This window comes from Novosphingobium sp. PhB57, from assembly GCF_004342985.1.
Classification (GTDB): Bacteria; Pseudomonadota; Alphaproteobacteria; order Sphingomonadales; family Sphingomonadaceae; genus Novosphingobium.
Genome location: NZ_SMBO01000001.1, coordinates 1,471,864 through 1,494,339 on the forward strand (window position 1 = coordinate 1,471,864; position 22,476 = coordinate 1,494,339).

General features: G+C 65.4%; 19 protein-coding genes and 1 tRNA gene. 11 read left to right on the plus strand and 9 right to left on the minus strand.

The features are described 5' to 3' along the window. Positions 1-3: 3 nt before the first annotated feature. A complete protein-coding gene (locus tag EDF58_RS06745) occupies positions 4-1,686 on the minus strand; it encodes an MFS transporter (protein WP_132263707.1) in 1,683 nt (560 codons plus the stop codon). A gap of 110 nt (positions 1,687-1,796) precedes the next feature. On the opposite strand from EDF58_RS06745, the gene EDF58_RS06750 reads away from it, so the two are divergent. After that, entirely contained in the window at positions 1,797-3,290 is a 1,494-nt protein-coding gene (locus EDF58_RS06750; RefSeq protein ID WP_132263709.1) for a pseudouridine synthase, read from the plus strand. 26 nt (positions 3,291-3,316) lie between these two features. Further along, positions 3,317-3,874 (plus strand): 16S rRNA (guanine(966)-N(2))-methyltransferase RsmD, encoded by a 558-nt coding sequence (gene rsmD / locus EDF58_RS06755; protein WP_243654103.1) that lies wholly within the window; start codon positions 3,317-3,319, stop codon positions 3,872-3,874. Positions 3,875-3,919: 45 nt separating this feature from the next. Here the strand turns inward: rsmD and EDF58_RS06760 are convergent, their stop codons facing one another. Further along, positions 3,920-4,594: a hypothetical protein gene (locus EDF58_RS06760; RefSeq protein ID WP_132263710.1), complete on the minus strand. Its 675-nt coding sequence runs from the start codon at positions 4,592-4,594 to the stop codon at positions 3,920-3,922. A gap of 134 nt (positions 4,595-4,728) precedes the next feature. Between EDF58_RS06760 and EDF58_RS06765 the strand changes: the two genes are divergently transcribed. Further along, the gene (locus EDF58_RS06765; RefSeq protein ID WP_207912829.1) at positions 4,729-7,029 is read left to right on the plus strand and encodes a UvrD-helicase domain-containing protein; all 2,301 of its coding nucleotides are present in this window, start codon (positions 4,729-4,731) and stop codon (positions 7,027-7,029) included. A gap of 30 nt (positions 7,030-7,059) precedes the next feature. Here the strand turns inward: EDF58_RS06765 and EDF58_RS06770 are convergent, their stop codons facing one another. From EDF58_RS06770 to EDF58_RS06780, 3 genes are all read right to left on the minus strand, one after another. Continuing rightward, on the minus strand, positions 7,060-8,493 hold the full coding sequence (locus EDF58_RS06770) for a carboxylesterase family protein (protein ID WP_132263712.1): 1,434 nt from the start codon (positions 8,491-8,493) through the stop codon (positions 7,060-7,062). A gap of 181 nt (positions 8,494-8,674) precedes the next feature. Next, positions 8,675-10,129, minus strand: coding sequence for a DEAD/DEAH box helicase (locus EDF58_RS06775; protein ID WP_132263714.1), 1,455 nt, complete (start codon positions 10,127-10,129; stop codon positions 8,675-8,677). A 247-nt stretch (positions 10,130-10,376) separates the two neighbouring features. Next, entirely contained in the window at positions 10,377-10,985 is a 609-nt protein-coding gene (locus EDF58_RS06780; protein ID WP_132263716.1) for a hypothetical protein, read from the minus strand. Between the two features lie 167 nt (positions 10,986-11,152). Between EDF58_RS06780 and EDF58_RS06785 the strand changes: the two genes are divergently transcribed. Then, a complete protein-coding gene (locus EDF58_RS06785) occupies positions 11,153-12,574 on the plus strand; it encodes an FAD-binding oxidoreductase (RefSeq protein WP_132263717.1) in 1,422 nt (473 codons plus the stop codon). A 140-nt stretch (positions 12,575-12,714) separates the two neighbouring features. Continuing rightward, positions 12,715-13,485 carry a SapC family protein gene (locus EDF58_RS06790; protein ID WP_132263719.1) on the plus strand — a complete coding sequence of 257 codons (771 nt, stop codon included), beginning with the start codon at positions 12,715-12,717 and terminating at the stop codon, positions 13,483-13,485. Positions 13,486-13,828: 343 nt separating this feature from the next. Here EDF58_RS06790 and EDF58_RS06795 read toward each other — a convergent pair whose 3' ends face one another. Then, positions 13,829-14,779, minus strand: coding sequence for an N-formylglutamate amidohydrolase (locus EDF58_RS06795; RefSeq protein ID WP_132263721.1), 951 nt, complete (start codon positions 14,777-14,779; stop codon positions 13,829-13,831). A gap of 177 nt (positions 14,780-14,956) precedes the next feature. On the opposite strand from EDF58_RS06795, the gene EDF58_RS06800 reads away from it, so the two are divergent. From EDF58_RS06800 to EDF58_RS06810, 3 genes are all read left to right on the plus strand, one after another. Further along, positions 14,957-15,331: a response regulator gene (locus tag EDF58_RS06800; RefSeq protein ID WP_132263723.1), complete on the plus strand. Its 375-nt coding sequence runs from the start codon at positions 14,957-14,959 to the stop codon at positions 15,329-15,331. A 136-nt stretch (positions 15,332-15,467) separates the two neighbouring features. Next, a tRNA-Val gene (locus EDF58_RS06805) sits at positions 15,468-15,542 on the plus strand. Positions 15,543-15,780: 238 nt separating this feature from the next. After that, positions 15,781-17,004, plus strand: a complete 1,224-nt coding sequence (locus EDF58_RS06810; RefSeq protein WP_132263724.1) for an NADP-dependent isocitrate dehydrogenase — start codon at positions 15,781-15,783, stop codon at positions 17,002-17,004. Positions 17,005-17,122: 118 nt separating this feature from the next. Here the strand turns inward: EDF58_RS06810 and EDF58_RS06815 are convergent, their stop codons facing one another. Further along, entirely contained in the window at positions 17,123-17,968 is an 846-nt protein-coding gene (locus EDF58_RS06815; protein ID WP_132263726.1) for a TauD/TfdA family dioxygenase, read from the minus strand. Between the two features lie 125 nt (positions 17,969-18,093). Continuing rightward, positions 18,094-18,681 (minus strand): TetR/AcrR family transcriptional regulator, encoded by a 588-nt coding sequence (locus EDF58_RS06820; protein ID WP_132263728.1) that lies wholly within the window; start codon positions 18,679-18,681, stop codon positions 18,094-18,096. A 103-nt stretch (positions 18,682-18,784) separates the two neighbouring features. Between EDF58_RS06820 and EDF58_RS06825 the strand changes: the two genes are divergently transcribed. The 3 genes from EDF58_RS06825 (at position 18,785) to EDF58_RS06835 (ending at position 20,795) form a co-directional block, all read left to right on the plus strand. Continuing rightward, a complete protein-coding gene (locus EDF58_RS06825; RefSeq protein ID WP_132263729.1) occupies positions 18,785-19,867 on the plus strand; it encodes a PA0069 family radical SAM protein in 1,083 nt (360 codons plus the stop codon). Between the two features lie 34 nt (positions 19,868-19,901). After that, a complete protein-coding gene (locus tag EDF58_RS06830) occupies positions 19,902-20,435 on the plus strand; it encodes a hypothetical protein (RefSeq protein WP_132263731.1) in 534 nt (177 codons plus the stop codon). Between the two features lie 69 nt (positions 20,436-20,504). After that, on the plus strand, positions 20,505-20,795 hold the full coding sequence (locus EDF58_RS06835) for a hypothetical protein (RefSeq protein WP_132263733.1): 291 nt from the start codon (positions 20,505-20,507) through the stop codon (positions 20,793-20,795). Between the two features lie 17 nt (positions 20,796-20,812). Here the strand turns inward: EDF58_RS06835 and EDF58_RS06840 are convergent, their stop codons facing one another. Further along, on the minus strand, positions 20,813-22,447 hold the full coding sequence (locus EDF58_RS06840) for a long-chain fatty acid--CoA ligase (protein ID WP_132263735.1): 1,635 nt from the start codon (positions 22,445-22,447) through the stop codon (positions 20,813-20,815). Positions 22,448-22,476: the final 29 nt, after the last annotated feature.

The following is a 22,476-nucleotide window of genomic DNA, read 5'->3' on the forward strand; positions in this document are numbered from 1 at the left end:
GCCTCAGGCCAGGCGCGCGCGCCGCGCCTGGCGGGCCACGCGCCACCATTCCAGCAGGCACAGAACGATGGCGATCGTGCCGATCCAGGTGACGAGCACGAACATCCGGTAATAGCCCTGCTGCTGGATGAGCTGTCCCAGCGCGCCGCGCCCCAGTGTTCCCACCAGCAAGGTCAGCGAGGAGAGCAGCGCATATTGCACCGCGCTGTAGCCCTTGGAGACGATGGACGAGAGCCAGGCGATATAGGCCGCGCCGGCAATGCCCGTCGCCAGGTTCTCCGTGCCGATCGTGACCATCAGCGTGCCCAGGCGCGGCTCTCCGCCAAGCTGCTCGACCAGCCAGGTCACGCCGAGCATATCGCTCACCATGGCCATGCGCGCGCCGCCGAGGGCGAGGTCCGCATAGAGCAGGTTGGTGACCGCAGCGAGGATCGCGCCAAGCGTCAGCGTGGCCATGCGGCCGATCACCGTCAGCAGCGTACCCCCGAGCGCGAGGCCCAGAACGATGGCGCCCACGCCGAAGAACTTGGAGGCGATGGCCACTTCGTCCTTCGTGTACTTCAGTTCGCCCAGGTAGAAGGGATAAGCGAAAGTGCCCCAGATCGAATCGCAGATGCGATACGTCAGCACCAGCGCCAGAGCGAGCACCAAGCCCCAGCCCATGCGCCCCACCAGTTCGGTCAGCGGCAGGATCAGGGCGCGGTAGAGGTGGTCCGCCACGCGCGAACCGGTCCCGTCGTGCGGCACGGCCTGCGTCAGGAGATGACGTCCACTGCGCTGCAGATAGACCAGCACCGCCGCGATGGAGGCAGGCAGGATGATGGTGGCGATGACGATGAGCGGGCCGGTGGTCGACACGAAATCGACGGCATCGGGCCGCGCTCCCGGATCGCTGCCCAGCGAGCGGACCATGAAGATTCCCACGGTGACCAGCGCCCAGCCCCACAGCAGGCCCACCAGCGCCAGCGCAATCGTTCGCACGCGCGGGCTCAGCTGCCCCGCCTCGCGCAGTTCCAGCAGTTCGTCCCGGTCTTCGGCGCTCGGCGCGACAGCATCCGCATCGGGCGCGAAGAGGCAAACCACACCCGCAGCCACGAGAATCAGCCCCATGACCAGGAACACCGAAGTCCAGCCGATCCGCTCGGCCAGGATCAGGGCCAATGCCCCGCCGACGAGCGCGGCGATGCGATAGCCCATCTGGAATACCGTGGAGAGCATGTCGATGGTCGCCACGTCGTCCGCCACGTCGACGCGCCAGGCGTCGATGGCGATGTCCTGCGTGGCCGAGGCGAAGGCGCCGATGCCCGCCAGCAGCGAGAACAGGCCCAGCGCCGCGACCGGATCGAGCTGCGACAGCGTCACCAGAATGATGCCGAGCAGGACCTGCGCCGTCACGATCCACTGCTTGCGGCGGCCAAGGCGGCGAAGGCCGGGCAGGTCGATGCGGTCGAGCGCGGGAGACCAGAGGAACTTGAACGCGTAAGCCAGCCCGATCAGCGAAAATACGCCCATCGTCTCCAGATCGACATGGGCATCGGACAGCCAGGCATAAAGCGTGCCGAGCAGGAGCGAGTAGGGCAGACCGGCCGCGAACCCGAAGACCGCCATGAACCCGGTCTTCCGATTGCCCAAAGCGCGAATCACCGTCCCCAAGCCGGGCTTCGGGGCAGCAGAGGCTTCAGACATCCAATATTCTCCGTTGGCAAACTCCGGGGACGGGCCCTGCGCGACCGTAACGCGTGGTTTCCCGAAGGGAAGGCTGGATGAAGCGGCGATCAACAGGTATGGGCGGGCGAATGTCCAAACCTCCTTTCAAATCCGGCGGCCCGAAGCGTGGCGGCTCTTCCCGCGATGGCGGCTCCTCGCGTGGCCCCTCGCGCACCACTTCAGGCACCTCGGGCCGGCGCGGCGCCGACCGGACGGCACGCGACGGCGCGACCCGGAGCGATGCGGGACGGGAAGAAGGCGGCCGGGGACGCGCATTTCGCGATGGCCCCGCACGGGATGCGCGCGACACGCGCAGCGCCCGGGATTCGCGGGACGGCCGCAACCCCCGCGATACGCGATCGACGCGCGACGAACGCCCCGCCCGCGGCGGCCGCTCAGGGCGCACCGGCCGTGACGAAAAGCTCTTCGGTCGTAACGAACGCCCCGTGCGCGATGAACGTCGTTCGCGCGATGATCGTCCGGCCCGCACCGAACGCCCTGATCGTGGCGACCGCCCTGCCCGCACCGACCGTCCCGTACGCGGAGACCGTCCCTTCCGCGAGGATCGGCCTTTCCGCGAGGATCGGCCATCGCGCGATGGCGCGCCGGCACGCGGCGAGCGCTCTGCCCGCACCACCGCTCCGGCGCGTGACGCTGCGCCGCGCCGCGGCCCCGGCGCTCGTTTCGGCGAGCAGGAATCGCGCGGCAGCGCTTATGCGCCGCGCGGTCCCCGTCCGTCGGATTCCGGCCGCTTCGACAGTGAACGCCCGCGTCGCAAGCCCCCCCGCTCGGCGCCCCAGGCGGCAGCGCCCACGCCCAAGTCTGCCGGGTTGCCCGTGCGCGAGGGCGAACGCATCGCCAAGCTGCTGGCCCGTGCCGGCATCGCCAGCCGCCGCGAAGCCGAACGCCTGATCATCGAAGGCCGCGTGAAGCTGGGTGAAGACGTGATCGAAACCCCCTCGACCGTGCTCGCCAACCTCAAGGGCGTCACCGTGGACGGCAACCCGGTCCGCGAGGCCCAGGAAACCCGCCTCTTCGCCTTCCACAAGCCCGCCGGCCTGCTTACCGCCGAGCGCGATCCCGCCGGCCGACCGACGATCTACACCGCCTTGCGCAATGCCCTGCCCGAAGGCAGCGGCAGGGTGATGCCGATAGGCCGTCTCGATCTCAGTACCGAGGGGCTGCTGCTGCTGACCAATGACGGCGAGTTCAAGCGCGAGCTGGAACTGCCCGCCACCGGCGTGCCCCGCACTTATCGCGCCCGTACTTTCGGCGACATCAGCCAGGGCCAGCTCGAAGACCTGATCGAAGGCATCGAGATCGAAGGCGTGGTCTACGGCAAGATCGACGCCAACATGGAGCGCCGCACCGGGCGCAACCAGTGGATCGAGATGACTCTGACCGAAGGTAAGAACCGCGAAGTCCGCCGTGTTCTCGAACACCTCGGCCTGCAGGTCAGCCGCCTGATTCGCACGTCTTACGGACCTTTCCGCCTGCTCGACCTGCCCAAAGGCATGGCCTTCGAGGTTAGCCAGCGCGATCTCGAAAACTTCCGCAAGACCCTGCCGAGCATCAAGTCGTGAAGGGGCCCGCGGCCAAGGGCCCAGCCGTGAAGACGGGCCTGCGCATCGTCGCGGGCGAATGGCGCGGCCGCAAGCTGGCAGCGCCCGAAGGCGATACCACCCGGCCGACGGCGGACCGCACGCGAGAGACGCTGTTCTCGATGCTGGCCAGCCGGCTCGGCACATTCGAGGGTCTGAAAGTCGCGGATCTCTTTGCGGGATCGGGTGCGCTGGGCCTTGAGGCGCTGTCGCGCGGCGCGGCCCATTGCCTCTTTGTCGACCAGGACCCGGCAGCGGTTCGCGCGATTCGCGCCAATATCGCCAATCTTCAGGCCCAGGGCCGGAGCGACGTCCGCGCCGGATCGGTCATGGCACTCGGCCCCGCCAAGGGGACACTCGACCTCGTACTGCTCGACCCGCCTTACGAGACGGGCGCCGGCGCAGTCGCGATCGACAAGCTCGCGCGGCTCGGCTGGATCGGCGAACAGACCTGGGTCAGCCTGGAGACCGCCAAGACGGAAGCCGTTTCCATCAAGGGCTTCGAACTCGAAAGCTCGCGCGATGTCGGCAAGGCCCGCCTGCATCTGCTGCGGCCCGTCGGCTAAAAGGCAGCACCGTCCCGGACAAGGTTCGGGACGGTCTCGCCCGGCTTACTTGCCGCCGCGATTGCGACAGCCATCCTTCACGGTCTTGCTGCAGACCGGATAATCCTTGTTCATCGCAGTCGCAGGCGGCGGGGTCATTGCGCCCTTGTAAGGGCCGCCCTGATAGGTCTGGTCCGCCGGCATGGCCGGGCGCACCGTCTGGTCGGCATATTGCGGATCGGGAACGCCGGTCGTCGGCATGCCTTCACCCGGAGGGTTCGCCTGTGCCGGGGGCGTCGTCGGTGTCTTGCCGGCCATCTGCTGCGAAATCGAGTTCCATGCGATCGCCTGCTGCTCCGGGGTCATCTTGTAGATTTGCCCGCGCTGGTCCGGGGTGAGCGCCCAGTAGCCCTTCTGCTGCGGCGCCGTGAGGCTCCAGTAATAGGCTTGATACTCCGGCGTCCACGAATCGTAGTCCGCGCGCTGAGCGGCCGGCCAGGCGTCGTACACGGACTTCTGGTCGGGTGTCATGGTCGAGGAGGTGATGGGCTTGGCCCCGGCCATGCCCGAGGGCATGCTCGAATCGGAAGGGGTTGCGGGCGGCGGCGGGGCTTCCGGCACAGGGGGCATCTCGCCGGCAGAATCCGTTGTGGTATCCCCAGCGGTGTCTTGGGCCTGGACGGCGCCGGACATGCTCAGGATGGCCAGGGCTGCCGCGCCCGAAAGGAGATATTTGTGCATGACTCACTCTCCATCTGCTCGTGTTTCTGGTTATTCTTTTCCGTGACTAGGCGACTCCCGGCGCCGGGGGATTGTTCCGGGGCTGCGACGAACCGGCCTTGCGCCACGACATCCCGTTCCCTAGATGTTCACGGGTGAACGATCTGCAATCCTCCCTGCCCGAAGCCTCCTCGGACCCCCTGCTGGAAGGGCTCAACCCGCCGCAGCGAGAGGCCGTGCTGACCACCGAAGGCGCGGTGCTGATGCTGGCCGGAGCCGGCACGGGCAAGACGGCCGCGCTCACCCGCCGCCTGGCGCATCTGGTGCGCAGCCGCCTCGCCTGGCCGAGCGAGATTCTCTGCGTCACGTTCACCAACAAGGCCGCCCGCGAAATGCGCGAGCGCGTGGGGCACCTGATCGGCCCGGCCGTGGAAGGCATGCCCTGGCTGGGCACGTTCCACGCCATCGCCGCCAAGATGCTGCGCCGCCATGCGGAACTGGTGGGGCTGCAACCCAACTACACGATCATCGATACCGACGATCAGTTGCGCCTGCTCAAGCAGCTCATCCAGGCCGAAGGGCTGGACGAAAAGCGCTGGCCCGCCCGCCAGCTTGCGGGTTGCATCGATCGCTGGAAGAATCGCGGCCTCAACCCGGCCGACCTCGATGCAGGCGAGAACGAGGCCTATGCCAATGGCCGCGGGCAGAAGTTCTACCAGCTCTATCAGCACCGCCTGAAGGCCGTGAACGCCTGCGATTTCGGCGACCTCCTGCTGCACATGCTCAACATCCTGCGCACTCACCGCGAGGTGCTGGAACAGTATCAGCAGCGGTTCAAATACGTGATGGTGGACGAGTACCAGGACACCAACCAGGTCCAGTACCTGTGGCTCCGGCTCATCGCGCAGGAGCGCAAGAACATCTGCGTGGTGGGAGACGACGATCAGTCGATCTATTCCTGGCGCGGCGCCGAAGTGGCGAATATCCTCAAGTTCGAAAAGGATTTTCCGGGCGCCAAGGTGATCCGGCTGGAGCAGAACTATCGCTCCACCCCGCAGATCCTCGCCGCCGCTTCGGGCCTGATCGGCGAGAATACCCAGCGCCTCGGCAAGACGCTGTGGACCGAGCGCCATCCCGGCGACAAGGTCCGCGTGATCGGCGTCTGGGATGCCCCCGAGGAAGCGCGCCGCGTGGGCGACGAGATCGAGCGGCTGGAACGCGAAGGCGCCCCGCTCGACCAGGTGGCCATCCTGGTGCGCGCACAGTACCAGACCCGCGAATTCGAAGACCGGTTCATCTCGATCGGCATGAAATACCGCATCGTCGGCGGCTTCCGCTTCTACGAACGCGCCGAGATCCGCGATGCCCTCGCCTATCTGCGCGTGATCGCGCAGCCGGCGGACGACCTTGCCTTCGAGCGCATCTACAATGCCCCCAAGCGCGGCCTGGGCGCCAAGGCGCTGGAGGCGCTGCACACGCTCGCTCGGCGCCGGAATATTCCGCTTGCCATGGCCGCGATCGAGATCGCCGACAGCGACGAATTGCCGGCCCGTCCGCGCAACACGTTCCTGTCGCTGATGCGCGACTTCGCGCGGTGGCGGGACCTTTCCGGCACCGAGAACCCAGCCGATCTCATGCGCACCGTCTTGGATGAGAGCGGCTATACGGACGCGCTCCAGGCCGAGAAAACGCCCGAAGCCAGCGGGCGCCTCGAAAACCTCGTCGAACTGGCGCGGGCCATGGAGGAATACGAGACGCTCGGTGATTTCCTCGAGCACGTCAGCCTCGTCATGGACAACGACGCTGCCTCCGACGAGGAAAAGGTCACGATCATGACCATGCATGCGGCCAAGGGACTCGAGTTCGAGCATGTGTTCCTGCCCGGCTGGGAGGAAGGCGTGTTCCCCTCGCAGCGGGCGATGGACGAAGGCGGACTGGCCAGCCTGGAGGAAGAGCGCCGGCTCGCCTACGTCGCGATCACCCGCGCGCGGCGCAAGTGCACGATCCTGCACGCGGCCAATCGGCGGATCTACGGCCAGTGGACCAGTTCGATCCCCTCGCGCTTCATTGCCGAACTTCCGGACGATCACGTCGAGAGCGAAACCACGCTGACCGGCGGCGCTTCGCTCTGGCGGGCGCAATGGTCCGAAATGGCGGATCCCTTTGCCGAAGTGGCCCGCGCCCAGCCCGCCCGCACGGTAACGCGCGGCCCGGGGTGGCAGCGCGCCGCAGCCCGGGAATTCGATACCACGCCGCGCAAAATCGCCGAATCGACGCGCAGTGCGGCCAGCTTCGCCGCCAAACCGCGCACCGACATCGAAATCGGCAGCCGCGTGTTCCATGAGAAGTTCGGCTACGGCGCGGTGATCTCCCAGGAAGGCAACAAGCTGGAGATCGAATTCGAACAGGCCGGGCTCAAGCGCGTGCTCGACAGTTTCGTCAAACCGGCAGGCTGACGCGGGCCAGCCTGCCAGCTTGATGCCATTTCAGAGGCCGGCCTTTACCGGCGCCGCGCGAATCTGCTCGATCCACGGATCGCGCTCGAAGCGCGCCGTGCCATCGGCTGCAAAGTCGAGAAGATCCCCGCCCTCCCCGGCGCGCGGCGACCACTTCGGCAAGGAGGTGCCGTTGGGATCGCCGGTCCGCGCGAAATTCACGAGATAGGCGCTGACGATCCCGCCCATCGCCTTGTCCCGCGCACTGGTCCGGTCTCCATATTTCACCGCCTGGGTATCGAGGAAGAACGGGATGTCGGTAGCGTGGCCGGCGCCCTTGCCGCCGCCTTCCAGCGAGGACGCAACGTAGGAGAAGCGGTACTCGTAGACCGCAACGCCCGCCTTGGCGACAAGGTCGGAGATCTGCCGCGCGCCGGCTACCATGCCGCCACTGACGCCGCCGATGTCGTCGCTGGTCGCGCCGATCATCATCGGAACGTGGTGGAAACGGCTGGTTTCATAAGCCTTGCGCTGGTCCACCGCTATGCGGCCATCGGAGAAGGGACTGGCGAAGGTCCGCAAGCCCCCGGGCGGCGTGAACAGCGCCGCGAGATTGAGACCGTCGATCACTTGCTCGGCCGTCAATCCGCGCAATTTCGCCAGAGCCTCCGGGTCGCCCGGAGCGATGCCCTTGGACTGCCCGAAGCGGCCACCGATCTCTTCCGCCGCGGCAAGATCCGGATTGGCCAGGCTCGTGCCGTTCCCGCCCGACATCACGACCGCTTTGTGAAACAGGCCATCGGCCTCGGGCGAGGTCACGAGATTGTTCACCGACATGCCGCCGGCGCTCTCGCCGATGATGGTGACATTGGCCGGATCGCCCCCGAAAGCAGCGATGTTGCGCTGAACCCAGCGCAGCGCGGCCAGCTGGTCCATGTAGCCGTAGTTGCCCACCATGCCGCCGTCCTCCGCCGCCCGGGTAAGCGCCGAATGCGCGAAAGTCCCGAAGCGACCGATGCGGTAGTTGAAGCTGAAGAACAGGACGCCCTGCCGCGCCAGTTCCGCGCCGGAATAGGTCGGCGGCGAAGCGCCCCCGTTCACGAAGCCGCCGCCGTAGATCCACACGACCACCGGCAGCTTGCCCTTGGCTGCGGCAGGACGCCAGACATTGGCGTAGAGGCAATCCTCGGCAGGCGGCGTGCCGAGCGGCGCCGCGTCGCCGTCGAAGGGCTTCTGCATGCAGTCATGGCCATAAGTCGTGGCCTCGCGGGTTCCCTGCCAGGCGGCGGCGGGTTGCGGCGCGCGCCAGCGCAAGGGACCGACCGGCGGCGCGGCGAAAGGAATGCCCTTCCAGCTGTCGACGCCGTTCTCGACGCGGCCGGCCAGCTTGCCGCCCTCGACGACCGCTTCCGGCCGGGGACCGGCCTGCGCGCCGCAGGAGGCAGCAAACACGCCTACGAACGCCAGCATGTACCTGTATTTCATCGGATCCCCGCTGCAGACAGCCTCTTCGAAAGCAGTCTGGCATGCGGCCGTGCAGCCACGCAAGCGAGATCGCCCGCGCTCAGGCGCAACGCAAAAACGCCCCGCTTCCTCCGAAGAAAAAGCGGGGCGTCTTGGAATTATCTGGAAAAACACCCCTCAGGGCATTCTCCCGACCGTGCGCTCAGGCGAGCGCCGAAACGTGGAGGAATTCCGGGATCGGGCCGTTCCAGCCGTCGTCAGCCGGCTCCTGATCGCGGCGGCGCGACCGGTTGCCATCCGAACGGCGCTCGCGGCGCTGTTCTTCCCCGCGGCTTTCGCGGCGCGGTGCACGGTCTTCGCGGGCAGGCCGCTCTTCGCGAACCGGCGCGCGCTCTTCACTGGCGACTCGCTCTTCACTGGCGACTCGCTCTTCGCGCACCGGGCGCTCCTCACGGGCCGGGCGCTCTTCGCGGGCCGAAGACCGCTCACGCTTTTCACGGCGGGGCTTCTCTTCACGGGCCGGAGCTTCAGGGGCCTCCTCATCCGCCATCTGATAGACCGGGATCTTCCCGCCAGTGAGCTTTTCGACATTGTCGATCGCCTCGGCATCTTCCGGGGTCACGAACGTGAAAGCACGGCCCGATGCGCCGCCACGGCCCGTGCGGCCGATGCGGTGCACATAGTCGTCCGGGTGCCAGGGCGTATCGAAGTTGAAGACGTGGCTTACACCCTTCACATCCAGGCCGCGGGCAGCGACATCGGACGCGACGAGGATGTTCACCGCACCATCCTTGAACCGCTGCAGCTCTGCCAGACGGGCGGGCTGGTCCATGTCGCCATGGATCTCGCCGGCCGCGAAACCGTGCTGTTTCAGGCTCTTGGCCAGTTCGCGAACGGTAGTCTTGCGGTTGGCGAAGACGATCGCGGTGGAGACATTGTCAGTGCGCAGCAGGTCGCGCAGCACTTCGCGCTTCTTGCGCGACTGCACCGCCACCTTGTGCTGGACGATATTGGTGTTCGCCGTCGCCGGGCGGGCGACTTCGATATATTTCGGGTTGGTCAGGAAGCGGTCTGCCAGCTTCTTGATCACCGGCGGCATCGTTGCCGAGAACAGCAGCGTTTGCCGGGTGGTGGGCAGCTTGGAGCAGATCGTCTCGATGTCGGGGATGAAGCCCATGTCGAGCATGCGGTCCGCCTCGTCGATGACGAGCAGTTCGCAACCCGTGAGCATGATCTTGCCGCGCTCGAACAGGTCCATCAGGCGGCCCGGAGTCGCGATCAGCACGTCGACGCCGCTTGACAGCGCCTTGAGCTGATCACCCATCTGCACGCCGCCGATCAGCAGCGCCATCTTCAGATCGTGGTTCTTGCCGTACTTCTCGAAGTTTTCGGCGACCTGCGCAGCGAGTTCGCGCGTCGGCTCGAGAATCAGCGAACGCGGCATCAGCGCGCGGCGTCGGCCATGCGCGAGAATGTCGATCATCGGCAGCACGAAGCTGGCCGTCTTGCCGGTCCCGGTCTGGGCGATGCCGATAAGGTCCTTCATCATCAGGACCGGCGGGATGGCTTGCGCCTGAATGGGAGTCGGCTCGCTATAGCCAGCGGTTTCAACCGCTTGCAGCAGTTCGTCAGACAGGCCGAGATCGGCAAAGTTCATAGACAGACAGGTCTCATAGGCAGGAGTCTTGCGAGAATGCAGGGTACTTCGATTATGTCGCGGCGCGGCAGCGAGACCCGAATCATATGATTCACGCGCATGCCAATCGTACACCTGCGCGCCGCCTAGGCGGGAAATACCGCAGAAGTCAAGGAAATCCACGCCCTGCCCGCTTCAGGCTGCAAGATTCGCCTTCGCAAAAGCCGCGCGAAACGCATCTGCCGCCCCGCGCGCGTTCCGTGACAGCCTATCGCGCCACCACAAGCTGACGGATGCGTGACAGCTTGCAGGTCGTGCCGCTGCGCGAAAGCAACTCGTCACGATCGATGCAAAGCTGGCCGTCGGACGTGCGGGAAAGCAGGAAACCCGAGTAAAATGCGCCTGCCCGACACCCGCGCTCCAGGTCCGCGCCCACCACGCGGCGATCGCGCATGAACAACAGCAGGCGGCTCTGACCGTCGGGCTGGACCCCGGCGATCCCGGACATCGGCAGGCACTTGCCGATCTTGCGTTCCGAATAACGCGGCCGATCGTCCTCGCGCCCCGGCATGCCCATGAGCATTTCCGGCGGAGCGGGCATCTGCGCGCGCGGGCTGATTCGGATGGTCATGCGCTGCTCGATTCGCACCTGCCAGGCACTGTCCGGCTCGACATGCTCGAAAGCCTCGGCGGCGAAGCGCCAGGCGCTGGGCGAATCGGGCAGTTCTTCCGGCCAGACGTAGCCCTGCTCAGCCGGCGCGGCCGTGGCAGCGGGCGTTTCCGGACGATCTTCGTGCTTCGCGCGCCCACCTCCGCCCAGGCCGACTGCGGGAAGCAGCAGCGCAAACGGATAGAGCAGGACGGAAGCGAGATTCATGAAAAGGAACGGTCCCCGGGCGCGCTTTAACCGTCGCCATAGCGCAGGAGCTTGAACCAGCGCTTAACTCGGCGCAACGCCAACCGCCTTCCTATCCCGCGAAGAGTGCTGCCTATCTTGCGAAGAGTGCTGGTGAAACCTGTTCGCGCCTGTGCCATATCGCCCCCATGACCCATACCGACAGCTTTCTCGCCGAAGCCGCCGACCTGCTCGGTCCGCGTGGATTCACCACCGATGCGGAACTCGTCACGCCCTGGCTGACCGACTGGCGCGGCCGTTACACCGGCGCGGCCATGGCGCTCGCCTCGCCGGCCGATGCCGAGGAAGTCTCCGCGCTTCTGCGGCTCTGCTCGAAGCACGGCGTGCCGATCGTACCGCAGGGCGGCAACAGCGGCATGTCCGGTGGCGCGACCCCGGACGCCACCGGTTCGGCGCTGCTCCTGTCGCTGCGCCGGATGAATGCGATTCGCGCGCTCGATGCCGAGGCCCGGCAAGTGACCTGCGAGGCGGGGGTCGTTCTCCAGACGCTTCACGAAGCCGCCGAAGCGCAGGACTTGCGTTTCCCCCTCTCGCTCGGCGGCAAGGGCTCCGCCACGGTCGGCGGCCTGATCTCGACCAATGCCGGCGGCACCCAGGTGCTGCGCCATGGTTCGATGCGGGCCTTGGTGCTGGGGTTGGAAGCCGTCATGGCCGATGGCCGGATCTTCTCGATGCTGACGCCGCTCAAGAAGGACAACCGCGGTTTCGATCTCAAGCAATTGCTGATCGGATCCGAAGGGACGATGGGCGTGGTCACCGCCGCAACCCTCGCCCTGCTCCCGGCCGTCGCCGAACGCGTGGTCATCTGGGCAGGTGTTCCCTCGCTGGGCGCAGCGCGAAAGCTCCTGCTCCACTGCGAGGCGGCGGCCGGAGAAGCGCTCGAAGGCTTCGAAGTGCTGCCGCAAGCCTGCCTCGAAGCCGTGCTCGACCACTTGCCCGATGCGCGCGCGCCGCTTGCAGACGCGCATGCCTGGCACGTCCTGATCGAAGTGGTGGCGGACCGCTCGGCAGCCGCGACCTTGCGGGACCGCTGCGAAGCGATGATGGCCGATGCCTTCGAGGCCGAACTGGTGGAGGACGCCGCCATGTCCGCCAGCGAAGCCCAGGCTGAGGCAATGTGGCTCCTGCGCGAATCGATCTCGCCCGCCGAGCGGGCCCGCGGTCCGGCGGTCCAGCATGACATTTCGGTGCCGGTCGAAAAGATGCCCGACTTCGTGGAAACGACCATCCCGATGATCGAGGCGAAATGGCCCGGCACCGAAGCCATCGCTTTTGGACATCTCGGAGACGGCAACGTGCATTACCACGTCATCGCCCCCAGCGTGACCGACGGCCCCGCCTGGCAGGCCGGCGAGGGCAAGGCGATCAGCCGCTACGTCCACGACCTCGTCACCGAATGGGGCGGCTCGATCTCGGCCGAGCACGGCATCGGCCAGCTCAAGCGCGACGAACTGGCGCGCCTCGGCGATCCGGTGGCCCTATCCATCCTGCGCGCGGTGAAACAGGCACTCGACCCGCAAGGGCTGCTCAATCCCGGCAAGCTGATCTGACAGGATAATATCGCCGAACACGCCGCCGAAGGCCGACTCGCGCAATATCCCCGTTCCGGCGGGGCCGGCGCTTGCGCCCGCCCCGCGCAGCCCCTAAAGCGACGCCTTCAAAATTTCCCTGTCTTGCGGAGAGTATCGCAATGGCCACCGCGCCGCAGAATCCTGCCCTGCCCCTGTTCTACAAGGACCTCGTGCCGCTCAATTCGCAGCAGCACACCACCTGGAAGACCCGCTCGACCGATAAGGCGACCTGGCTCGTCGGCGTGAATTCGATTCCGCTGACCGTCGAGGAATTCCCGCAGGCGCAGCGCAACTTCCCGATCATCTTCACGGCAGGCGAAAATCCGGTCCCGCTGGTGCTGATGGGCATGAACGAAGGCGTGAACGTCTACGTCGACGAAGACGGCACCGTGAACACCCCGGTCTACATCCCGGCCTACGCGCGCCGCTATCCCTTCATGCTGGCACGCCTGCGTCCCGACGCCGAGGAACTGTCGCTCTGCATCGATCCGACCAGCGACCTGGTGGGTGAAGGCGACGAGGGCGAAGCCCTGTTCAACGGCACCGAGCCGACCGAAGCCACGACCAACATGCTCAAGTTCTGCGAGAACTTCGAGATCGCCGGCACCAAGACCGCCAACTTCATGGCGGAACTGGCCAAGCACAACCTGTTGATGGACGGCGAGCTGAACATCGATATCGGCACCGGCCAGCCCTTCACGTATCGCGGCTTCCAGATGGTCGACGAGAACAAGCTGCGCGAAATGCGCGGTGACGTTCTGCGCCAGTGGAACCAGAACGGCATGCTGCCGCTGATCTACGCCCACCTCTTCTCGCTCGACCTCGTACGCGAGATCTTCGGCCGCCAGGTTTCGCAGGGCAAGGGCCCGCAGATCCTGCCGAGCGCCTGAGAACCAGCGGCTAAACCCGCTCGGAGCGGAGGTTTATGACAAATTTGTCACACCTCCGCTCCATTATGCGACGCTATCCAAACGCGCTCTTGCAAAACATATGTTGCGTACCCCATTCTAGGGGTTGAATGTGCGATCAGGCTTGCTATGTTAGGGCTACCTGATCGGCGCTACCCTCATGGCCCGGTCAGGCTGGTGCACATCGTGCACCTCCTCCCTGAACCTTGGCCACCTCGCGCATTGCGCGAGGTGGTTTTTTATGGGCTCAAGCGGTTCTGAAGACCGCATCGCCTGCGGGCATTTTCCAGATCCCAGATATACGCGATTTCGAGCCGCGGCCGGGCTATTCGGCCGCCTGCGCCATACCCCTGCCCGAATCCTGCGCCAGCTCGCAGACGGTCGCAGCCAGCTGGCGTACCAGCCCTGACAGCAGTTCTATCACCGCCTCCATGCCCGGACCCGGCTCCAGCAGACGCGAATCGAGGTAGCAGCTGCGGTCGATCTCCAGCTGCATGGCATGGATCGCCTCGGCAGGCCGCCCATGTCGCTCCAGCACATATCCGCCCGCGTAGGGACGATTGTGCGACGCTTCCCACCCATGATGCGCAAAGTGCGAGAAACAGGCTCCCACGAGGCTACCGTGGCAACTGGCACCGAACTTGTCCCCCACCACGAAACGCACAGGCTCGGAGCCAAGCCGCGCCGCCAGCGGGGGCATGGAATGGAGGTCGAGCAGCAACGCCGCCCCCCAGCGCTCACGCAGGCCGCTCAAGGCGCTCGCCAGGGCCGCATGGTAAGGTTCATGCACCCCGTCGATCCGAGCCCTGAGATCGCTCTCCTCGAGCCGGCCGCGCCAGATTTCCCCGACACCGGGAAGGCGGCGCGGTATCAGCCCCAGTCCGCTTCGCACCCGCCGACTCGGCAATCCGCGATGCCCGGCAGGGCGCGACGCGCGCGAAAACATGTCCCAGTCGACATCGTCGGGCGCGCGGTTGAGATCGATCATCGCGCGCGGCGCCTGGGCGAACAGCAGCGATGCGCCCGTCGCCCGCGCCACGCCCTTGGCGATGCGATCGACAAGGCGATCCTCCAGCCTGATCGAGACGGTTTCCGGCTGCCGCATGTCCTTGAGAAGCGACGAAGGATAGGCCCGCCCGGCATGAGGCGCAGCGATCAGGACGGGAATGGCCGAAGGCTCGGGCGCTGAAAGGACGAAAGCGGGAATGCCGGGAGCGCCGGGAATGCGGCCTCCGGCACCTTGTTGCGAATCATTCGCGCCCAATGGATCGATCATGCCCACTACGCTGGCCCTTTCCAGTCCCGCTGTCAAAGCGTCCCGATCCCGATCACTTCGTAATCCTAGCGAGAATTTTAACCAGACAGGGGTTATGGCTTGGAGCATAAGAGCGTGCGACGCGCCACCCGACGAATCTGGCCGTGGTTTGGCCCCGAATCTGGATATGAAAACGCGATGATCCGCATCCTGCTTGCCGAAGACGACCAGGCCATGCGCACTTATCTTGCCCGCGCGCTGGAAAACGCCGGCTATGATGTGCTGGCCGTCGATCGCGGCACCGAGGCCCTGCCTTATTTGGAAAGAGACCACTTCGACCTTCTGCTTTCGGACATCGTCATGCCCGAAATGGACGGAATCGAACTGGCGCAGCGCTGCGCCGAAGTTTCTCCGATGACCAAGGTGATGTTCATCACCGGCTTCGCCGCCGTGTCCCTGCGCGCCAGCCGAGAGGCGCCGCACGCCAAGGTCCTGTCCAAGCCTTTCCATCTGCGTGATATCGTTATGGAAGTTCAGCGCGTATTCGGCCTTTCGGAGCACGCGCGGCTCTGATCGAAACTATCCACAGGGCTATCGACAGGCCCAAAGAAGTTTTTTGAAAAAACCGGTTGCCAACCCTCGGGACCACCGTTAGAGGGCCACTCCACCGAGCGGCACACAATGCCGCAACGGACCGACCGAATGGTGTGGGCGTATAGCTCAGTGGTAGAGCACTATGTTGACATCGTAGGGGTCGCAAGTTCAATCCTTGCTACGCCCACCATTCGGACAGTCGGCCAGAACTAGGGCCGACCTTCCCCAAATCTCTACAATTTGACGGAACGCGGATTGCCGCGGCGGCGGCCAGTTTGGTTCCCCCCCGGACGATCGCCAGCGCGTAATGCGCGGCGCGCAACTCCGCCCCCGCGCAAAGCGGGTGCCCTGCCCGACAGCGCCTTGCCAGCCGTGCCCCGCCTGCCTAAGAGACCCCCAATTTCTCACCTCCAGGGGAGTTTTCCGGAATGGCAAAAATCAAGGTCAAGAATCCCATCGTCGAGATGGACGGCGATGAAATGACGCGGATCATTTGGGAATGGATCCGTGAACGACTGATCCTCCCCTACCTCGACGTCGACCTCAAGTACTACGACCTCTCGGTCGAAAAGCGCGACGAGACCGACGACCAGATCACCGTCGACGCCGCGAACGCCACCAAGGAACATGGCGTTGCCGTGAAGTGCGCGACCATCACCCCCGATGAAGCCCGCGTCACCGAATTCAGCCTCAAGAAGATGTGGAAGTCGCCCAACGGCACGATCCGCAACATCCTGGGCGGCGTCGTCTTCCGCGAACCGATCGTGATCTCGAACGTGCCCCGCCTGGTTCCGGGCTGGACCGACCCGATCGTCGTCGGCCGTCACGCCTTTGGCGACCAGTACAAGGCCACCGACACCCTGATCCCGGGCGCCGGCAAGCTGCGCCTCGTGTGGGATGGCGAAAACGGCGAGAAGATCGACCTCGACGTGTTCGATTTCCCGGCTCCGGGCGTCGCCATGGCGATGTACAACCTCGACGAATCGATCCGCGACTTCGCACGCGCCTCGTTCAACTACGGCCTCAACCTGGGCTGGCCGGTCTACCTCTCGACCAAGAACACGATCCTCAAGGCCTATGACGGCCGCTTCAAGGACCTGTTCCAGGAAGTCTTCGACAACGAAGGCTTTGCCGCCAAGTTCAAGGACGCCGGCATCACCTACGAGCACCGCCTGATCGACGACATGGTCGCCTCGGCGCTCAAGTGGTCGGGCAAGTTCGTCTGGGCCTGCAAGAACTACGACGGCGACGTCCAGTCGGACACCGTTGCACAGGGCTTCGGCTCGCTCGGCCTGATGACCTCGGTCCTCCTCTCGCCCGATGGCAAGACCGTGGAAGCGGAAGCCGCTCACGGCACCGTGACCCGTCACTACCGCCAGCACCAGCAGGGCAAGGCCACCTCGACCAACCCGATCGCCTCGATCTTCGCCTGGACGCGCGGCATCGCCTACCGCGGCAAGTTCGACGAGACCCCGGAAGTCGTGAAGTTCGCCGAGACGCTGGAACAGGTCTGCATCGAAACCGTCGAAAGCGGCAAGATGACCAAGGACCTCGCGCTGCTGATCGGTCCGGACCAGAACTGGATGACCACCGAGCAGTTCTTCGAGGCTATCGTGCAGAACCTCGAAACCAAGATGGCTGCCTGGGCCTGAGCCTTTCGCATCCAAGCCCCGGGTCTTCGGACCCGGGGTGCAAAAAACCCTCCGCCTTCCCAGGCGGAGGGTTTTTTCTTGTCCCGGGCAGGCGGCACCCTGCCTAATGGAGCACGCCTTATTCGAAGGGTTCTTCGCCTTCGAGCTTGGTGCGATGCATCATGCGGCCGCAAGTGGGGTCATAGGCCTCGGCCCGGTGCATGGTGCCGGTGTTGTCCCACATGACGAGATCGCCCACTTCCCACTCGTGGCTGTAAGTGAACTCCGGCCCCGTCGCCCATTCGCGCAGGCCGTGGATGATCATCGCGCTCTCCAGCGCGGACTTGCCCACCACTTGCGCCGAAGTGCAGCCGATCACCAGGCTCTTGCGGCCGGACTTGTGCTTCCAGACGAGCGGCAGTTCCTGCTCACCGATCTGCGCATAGCCCTGCAACTTGGCGAGGCTGGGCTCGGGCTCGTAATAGAAGAGGCTGGCCCAGGGGCCGTGGATCATACGGTACTGCTCGTATTCAGCCTGCTGGTCCGCCGGCAGTTCCTCGAAAGCGGCGTAAGTGTTTGCGAAGCCGGTATTGCCCGTGCCGCGGGGGCTGGGCACGCGGCAGGACAGCAGCGAGGCCAGGATGGGCACATCGTTGCGGGTGCCGTCGATGTGCCAATAGAGCGAGCCCTTGAGGTACTCGGCGCTCATCGGGTTTTCCTTGGCGTCGAGGGTAATCTTGGAAATCACCTCCTCGCCGCCCTTCCGCTCGGGCGCGAACGTGCCGAGCGTCTTGGTGAAGGCGACCTGTTCCTCGTCCGTGAAATTCACTTGCGGGAAGACGAGTACGCCGCGCGCTTCCAGCAGCTCGCGGATTTCGGTGGCCACCGTTCCGACGAGCAGGTCTTCCCTGCTGTTGAGTACGCGGCTGCCGATCTTCGGCTTGATCTCTTCGGCCTTCAGCCTGGTCTGGGTCTCGACCGACATCCTGGAATTCTCCCGTCATATTGGGCCCGCTGAATCAGCGGCTCACGAGAGTTCCAATATCACGGCCTGAACGCCTGTTCAAATCGGCGCGAGCGCGTAGCGGCGATGGATCGCCCTTGCGAAAGTCAGCCCGCGCCCTGCAGGCGGTCGAGCCAGGATTCGACGATGCGGCGCGCCTGTTCGTGGCCCATCTCGGCGCCCAGCCCTTCCTCCATCACGATGCAACGGCCGATTCCGGCAAGGATCACGGTGAGCCCGGCCGGGTCGAAGCCCTCCACGGCCTTCAGCCGATCGCCCAGCAGGCGCTCCAGGAGCTCGACCTGGCGGCGGCGCATGGCGATGCTGTGCTCGGCCATCTTTTCGCGCACGGCCGGGCGATGGTTGGCCAGGGCCATGAATTCGACGGACATGGCCGTGCGGCTGGTATCCACGAAGAACCCCCAGAGCGCCCGGACGGGATCGGCGGAGGCCAGGGCTTCCTCGATCATCTGGTCGCTGTCCGCCGCGCCCTGGCGGCACACTTCCAGAAGCAGATCGTCCGTGGTGGGGAAATAATAGTGCACCAGCGACGGCTTGAGCCCTGCGCGCGCAGCCACGCGGCGCGTGCTGGCGGCGGCATAGCCTTCGTCCCGGATCAATTCCACGGTCGCCGTGACGATGCGCGCTCGCGTCGCGGATGTCTCGGCCCCTATCCTGCGCGCTGCGCCTGCCATCGGATTTCCTTTGCTTGTCGGGCCTGCCTAGGGGCTGGCCGGAGCAATATCAACCGAACGGCTTTGGCTTGTATTTTGTTCTCTTTTTGTTCATACGAATCGCATGCGAGTTCCTGGGCCAATCCAAAAGGGAAGAGGTGCCGTCAGCGGCCAGGCCAGTCGGCGTTTCAACCTGCCGCAGCGGGAGAGCGACGGGGACTGGATGGATGCCGCGCAAGAGATCGACGGTCCGGCGCGGCACCCGGCCACGACGGTTACCGAGGAGCATCCTCGCTCAATCCTGTCGTTCAACAAGTCTCCGGACATCCCCTTCGACCGCTCGATCAACGCTTACCGGGGATGCGAGCATGGCTGCATCTACTGCTTCGCGCGGCCGACCCACGCTTATCACGACCTTTCCCCCGGGCTCGATTTCGAAACGAAGCTCTTCGCCAAGCCGAATGCGGCACGGCTGCTGCGCCAGACTTTGGCGAAGCCCGGCTATCGCCCCGCTCCCATCGCCATGGGCACCAATACCGACCCCTACCAGCCGATCGAAAGCCGCTATCGGATCACCCGCAGTGTGCTCGAAGTCTGCCTGGAAACGCGGCATCCGGTAACGATCACCACCAAATCGGACCGGGTTCTGCAGGATCTCGACCTGATCGCGGAACTGGCCAGGCTGAAGCTGGTGGAAGTGGGCATATCGGTGACGAGCATGGATCCGAAGCTTTCCCGCCTGCTGGAGCCGCGAGCGGCTGCGCCTGCCAAGCGCATCGCCGCGCTGGGGCGTCTGGCGGACGCGGGCGTGCCCGCCCACGTTTCGATTGCGCCGGTCATTCCCTCGATCACCGATCAGTTCCTCGAAGACATACTTCATGCCGCGAAGGATAAGGGTATCGACCGCGCGACATGGATCATGGTCCGCCTGCCCCACGAAGTGGCGCCCCTGTTCCGCGAATGGCTGGATGTGCATTTTCCGGATCGGGCAGGCAAAGTCATGGCCACGATCCAATCTCTGCGCGGCGGCCGCGACAACGATCCGGATTTCTTCACCCGCATGCGCCCCACCGGCGTCTGGGCCGATCTGTTCCGCAGGCGATTCAAGGTGGCAATGACCCGCATGGGATTCTCGAAACCGGCGATCCTGCTGGACAGCACGGCCTTCCGCCGGCCGTCGCTGGACGGTCAACTTTCGCTGCTATAGCCTTCGTTTCGAAATACAGGTGGAGGCTGATCCCATGTTGCTGGCAACTCTCGCTCTTTTGACCGCCACCGTCGCGCCTGCGGCTTCCACCCCAGCCGCCCCGCCTGCCTCTGCCCCCGCCGCCGCCAACCCTGTCGAGACAACTCGCACCGCAGCCGCACCGCCGGCCTTCCGCGCGCTTTCCTGCGCCCGGGGATGCCTTTCCGCCATCGAGGCGGTAACGTATGCCTCCTATCTCGGCGAAAAAGCCGGGGTGGCCGGCATGTTCGAAATGCCCGTCGTCGAAGTCGGGCAGCAGAACGGACTGTTCTACCTCAACTCCGAAGACGACTACCGCGACCGCAATTGCCTGACCGTGGCCATGACACCTGCGGCTATGCAGGCCTTCATCGGCACGGTGGATCTCGACCAGGTCCGCAAGCGGCTTCAGAAGCGCCGGATCGTGGTGCGCGGGGTTGCCCAGCAGGTGCGGATCAATTTTTCCTCCGACGGCAGGCCCTCCGGCAAGTACTATTACCAGGTCCATGTCCGCGTCGGTGAAGCGAGCCAGGTGCGCGTGACCGTCTGAGGCGCTCCGCAACCGAAAACCATCCTCGCGCGTTCCCTGCCCAACGATAAAAATGGACAGGAGGCTGTCATGGCCGATGAAACCGTAACGACCGAACGCGCACCCGAAGCTCCGACCACCACCACGACGATCATCCGCGAACGCGGATCATCGGGAGGAGCGACGGGCATCGTGATGGCGCTGATCCTGCTGATCGCGGTTGTCGGCGGCATTTACCTCTTCAGCAAGGGTACGCAGAGCGAAACCGCCAAGGACGATGCCATCACCGAAGCGGCCAACAATGTCGGCTCGGCCGCGAACAAGGTCGGCAACGCGGCAGAGAACGCTGCCGACAACGTCCAGAAGAACGACGGTAACTGAGCGGGCCTGCTGAACGGTCAATCCGGCAGGCGATAACCCCGGAAACGTTCGCGCAGGTCTTTCTTGCTGATCTTCCCGCTGCCGGTGTGGGGTATGTCGGACACGAATTCGATCGCGTCCGGCAACCACCACCTGGCCACCCGGCCCGCCAGGAATGCCAAAAGCTGACGCTCGTCGATCGCGCTTTCCGGTCTGCGGATGACGACGAGCAGCGGCCGCTCGTCCCATTTTGGATGCGAAATGCCGATGGCCGCCGCTTCCATGACATCGGGATGCGCCACGGCGGCATTTTCGAGTTCGACCGAACTGATCCACTCGCCGCCGGATTTTATGAGATCTTTGGTGCGGTCCGTGATCCGCAAGGCGCCGTCGGGCTGGATTGCGGCCACGTCGCCGGTATCGAACCACTGATTGCTGTCTACGCAGTCCTCCTCGGCACCGAAATAGCGGCGTACGGTCCAGGCACCGCGCACTTGCAGGGCGCCGGACGATGCCCTGCCCTCCGCTCCGATGCCCCCTACCTCGATGCCGTCTGCCTCGCCGCCTGCCTTCTCCTCTCCGGCGAGAGGGACGATGCGGACTTCGCTGCCGTAGAGCGGGCGCCCCTGAAAGCTCTTGACCAGGACCTGCTCCTCGAAGGTCATCTCGTCCCATCCGGCCGGTTCGTAAGTGACCGTTGCAATCGGGGAGGTTTCCGTCATGCCCCAAGCCTGGACCACGCGCACGCCGGCACGCATCAGCCGCTCGACCACGCTCGGCGGTACGGCGGCGCCGCCCGACAGGGCCTGGCGGATAGGCGGCATCTCCCTGCCCGTGCTGTCGAGGTGCGCGAACATCGAGAACCAGACGGTCGGTACCCCCGCCACATGGGTAACCGCTTCGTTTCGCAGGAGATTGCAGAGCGTCTCAGCCTCGCTTGTCTGACACCAGACCATCTTCGCGCCGACCGCCGCGCAGGCCCAGGGCAGCCCCCAATCGTTCGCATGAAACATCGGCACCACCGGCAGGACGCAGGATCGCGGCTCGAGGGCGAGGCAGGACGGCGCGATGATCGCCAGGGTGTGAAGCACGTTGGAGCGGTGGGAATAGAGCACCCCTTTGGGATGCCCGGTCGTGCCGCTGGTATAGCACAGCATACAGGCGTCGCGCTCGGCTCCCGGCGTCCAGAGCGCCCGGCCGTCCTCCAGCCCGATCCAGTCATCGAAACAGGGCCCGAATGCCGCCGAATCGAAGCAGATGGCATGGGCGATGGAGGGGCACCGCGGCAGCAGGCGTTCGACGATGGACTGGAACGCCGCGTCGTAGATCAAGACGCGGTCGGATGCGTCGTTGACGATCCAGGCGAGTTGGTCCTCGAAAAGCCGAGGGTTGAGGGTGTGGAGCACACAGCCCGCGCCGGTCACCCCGAACCAGGCCGCAAGGTGCCGCCCGTGGTTCATCGCCAGCGTCGCCACGCGGTCTCCGGGATAGATGTCCAGCCGCCGCAGCGCCTGCACCATCTTCAGGGCATCGTGCCTGATGCCGGCCCAGTCCGTTCGGGTTTCGCTGCCGTCGACCCAGTGCGTGACGATCTCGCGCGTGCCGTGCTCGCGCGCGGCGTGATCGAGCAACCCCGTCACGCGAAGGTCCCATTCCTGCATCGCCCCAAGCATCGGGTGCCTCCCCTCTTCCTGCAGCTTCC

Excerpts from the sequence above, each read along its gene's own strand:
- EDF58_RS06745 (WP_132263707.1), bottom strand. The coding sequence starts at position 1,686 with ATGTCTGAAGCCTCTGCTGCCCCGAAGCCCGGCTTGGGGACGGTGATT.
- EDF58_RS06750 (WP_132263709.1), top strand. The coding sequence starts at position 1,797 with ATGTCCAAACCTCCTTTCAAATCCGGCGGCCCGAAGCGTGGCGGCTCT.
- EDF58_RS06760 (WP_132263710.1), bottom strand. The coding sequence starts at position 4,594 with ATGCACAAATATCTCCTTTCGGGCGCGGCAGCCCTGGCCATCCTGAGC.
- EDF58_RS06770 (WP_132263712.1), bottom strand. The coding sequence starts at position 8,493 with ATGAAATACAGGTACATGCTGGCGTTCGTAGGCGTGTTTGCTGCCTCC.
- EDF58_RS06775 (WP_132263714.1), bottom strand. The coding sequence starts at position 10,129 with ATGAACTTTGCCGATCTCGGCCTGTCTGACGAACTGCTGCAAGCGGTT.
- EDF58_RS06780 (WP_132263716.1), bottom strand. The coding sequence starts at position 10,985 with ATGAATCTCGCTTCCGTCCTGCTCTATCCGTTTGCGCTGCTGCTTCCC.
- EDF58_RS06785 (WP_132263717.1), top strand. The coding sequence starts at position 11,153 with ATGACCCATACCGACAGCTTTCTCGCCGAAGCCGCCGACCTGCTCGGT.
- EDF58_RS06790 (WP_132263719.1), top strand. The coding sequence starts at position 12,715 with ATGGCCACCGCGCCGCAGAATCCTGCCCTGCCCCTGTTCTACAAGGAC.
- EDF58_RS06795 (WP_132263721.1), bottom strand. The coding sequence starts at position 14,779 with ATGATCGATCCATTGGGCGCGAATGATTCGCAACAAGGTGCCGGAGGC.
- EDF58_RS06800 (WP_132263723.1), top strand. The coding sequence starts at position 14,957 with ATGATCCGCATCCTGCTTGCCGAAGACGACCAGGCCATGCGCACTTAT.
- EDF58_RS06810 (WP_132263724.1), top strand. The coding sequence starts at position 15,781 with ATGGCAAAAATCAAGGTCAAGAATCCCATCGTCGAGATGGACGGCGAT.
- EDF58_RS06815 (WP_132263726.1), bottom strand. The coding sequence starts at position 17,968 with ATGTCGGTCGAGACCCAGACCAGGCTGAAGGCCGAAGAGATCAAGCCG.
- EDF58_RS06820 (WP_132263728.1), bottom strand. The coding sequence starts at position 18,681 with ATGGCAGGCGCAGCGCGCAGGATAGGGGCCGAGACATCCGCGACGCGA.
- EDF58_RS06825 (WP_132263729.1), top strand. The coding sequence starts at position 18,785 with ATGCGAGTTCCTGGGCCAATCCAAAAGGGAAGAGGTGCCGTCAGCGGC.
- EDF58_RS06830 (WP_132263731.1), top strand. The coding sequence starts at position 19,902 with ATGTTGCTGGCAACTCTCGCTCTTTTGACCGCCACCGTCGCGCCTGCG.
- EDF58_RS06835 (WP_132263733.1), top strand. The coding sequence starts at position 20,505 with ATGGCCGATGAAACCGTAACGACCGAACGCGCACCCGAAGCTCCGACC.
- EDF58_RS06840 (WP_132263735.1), bottom strand. The coding sequence starts at position 22,447 with ATGCTTGGGGCGATGCAGGAATGGGACCTTCGCGTGACGGGGTTGCTC.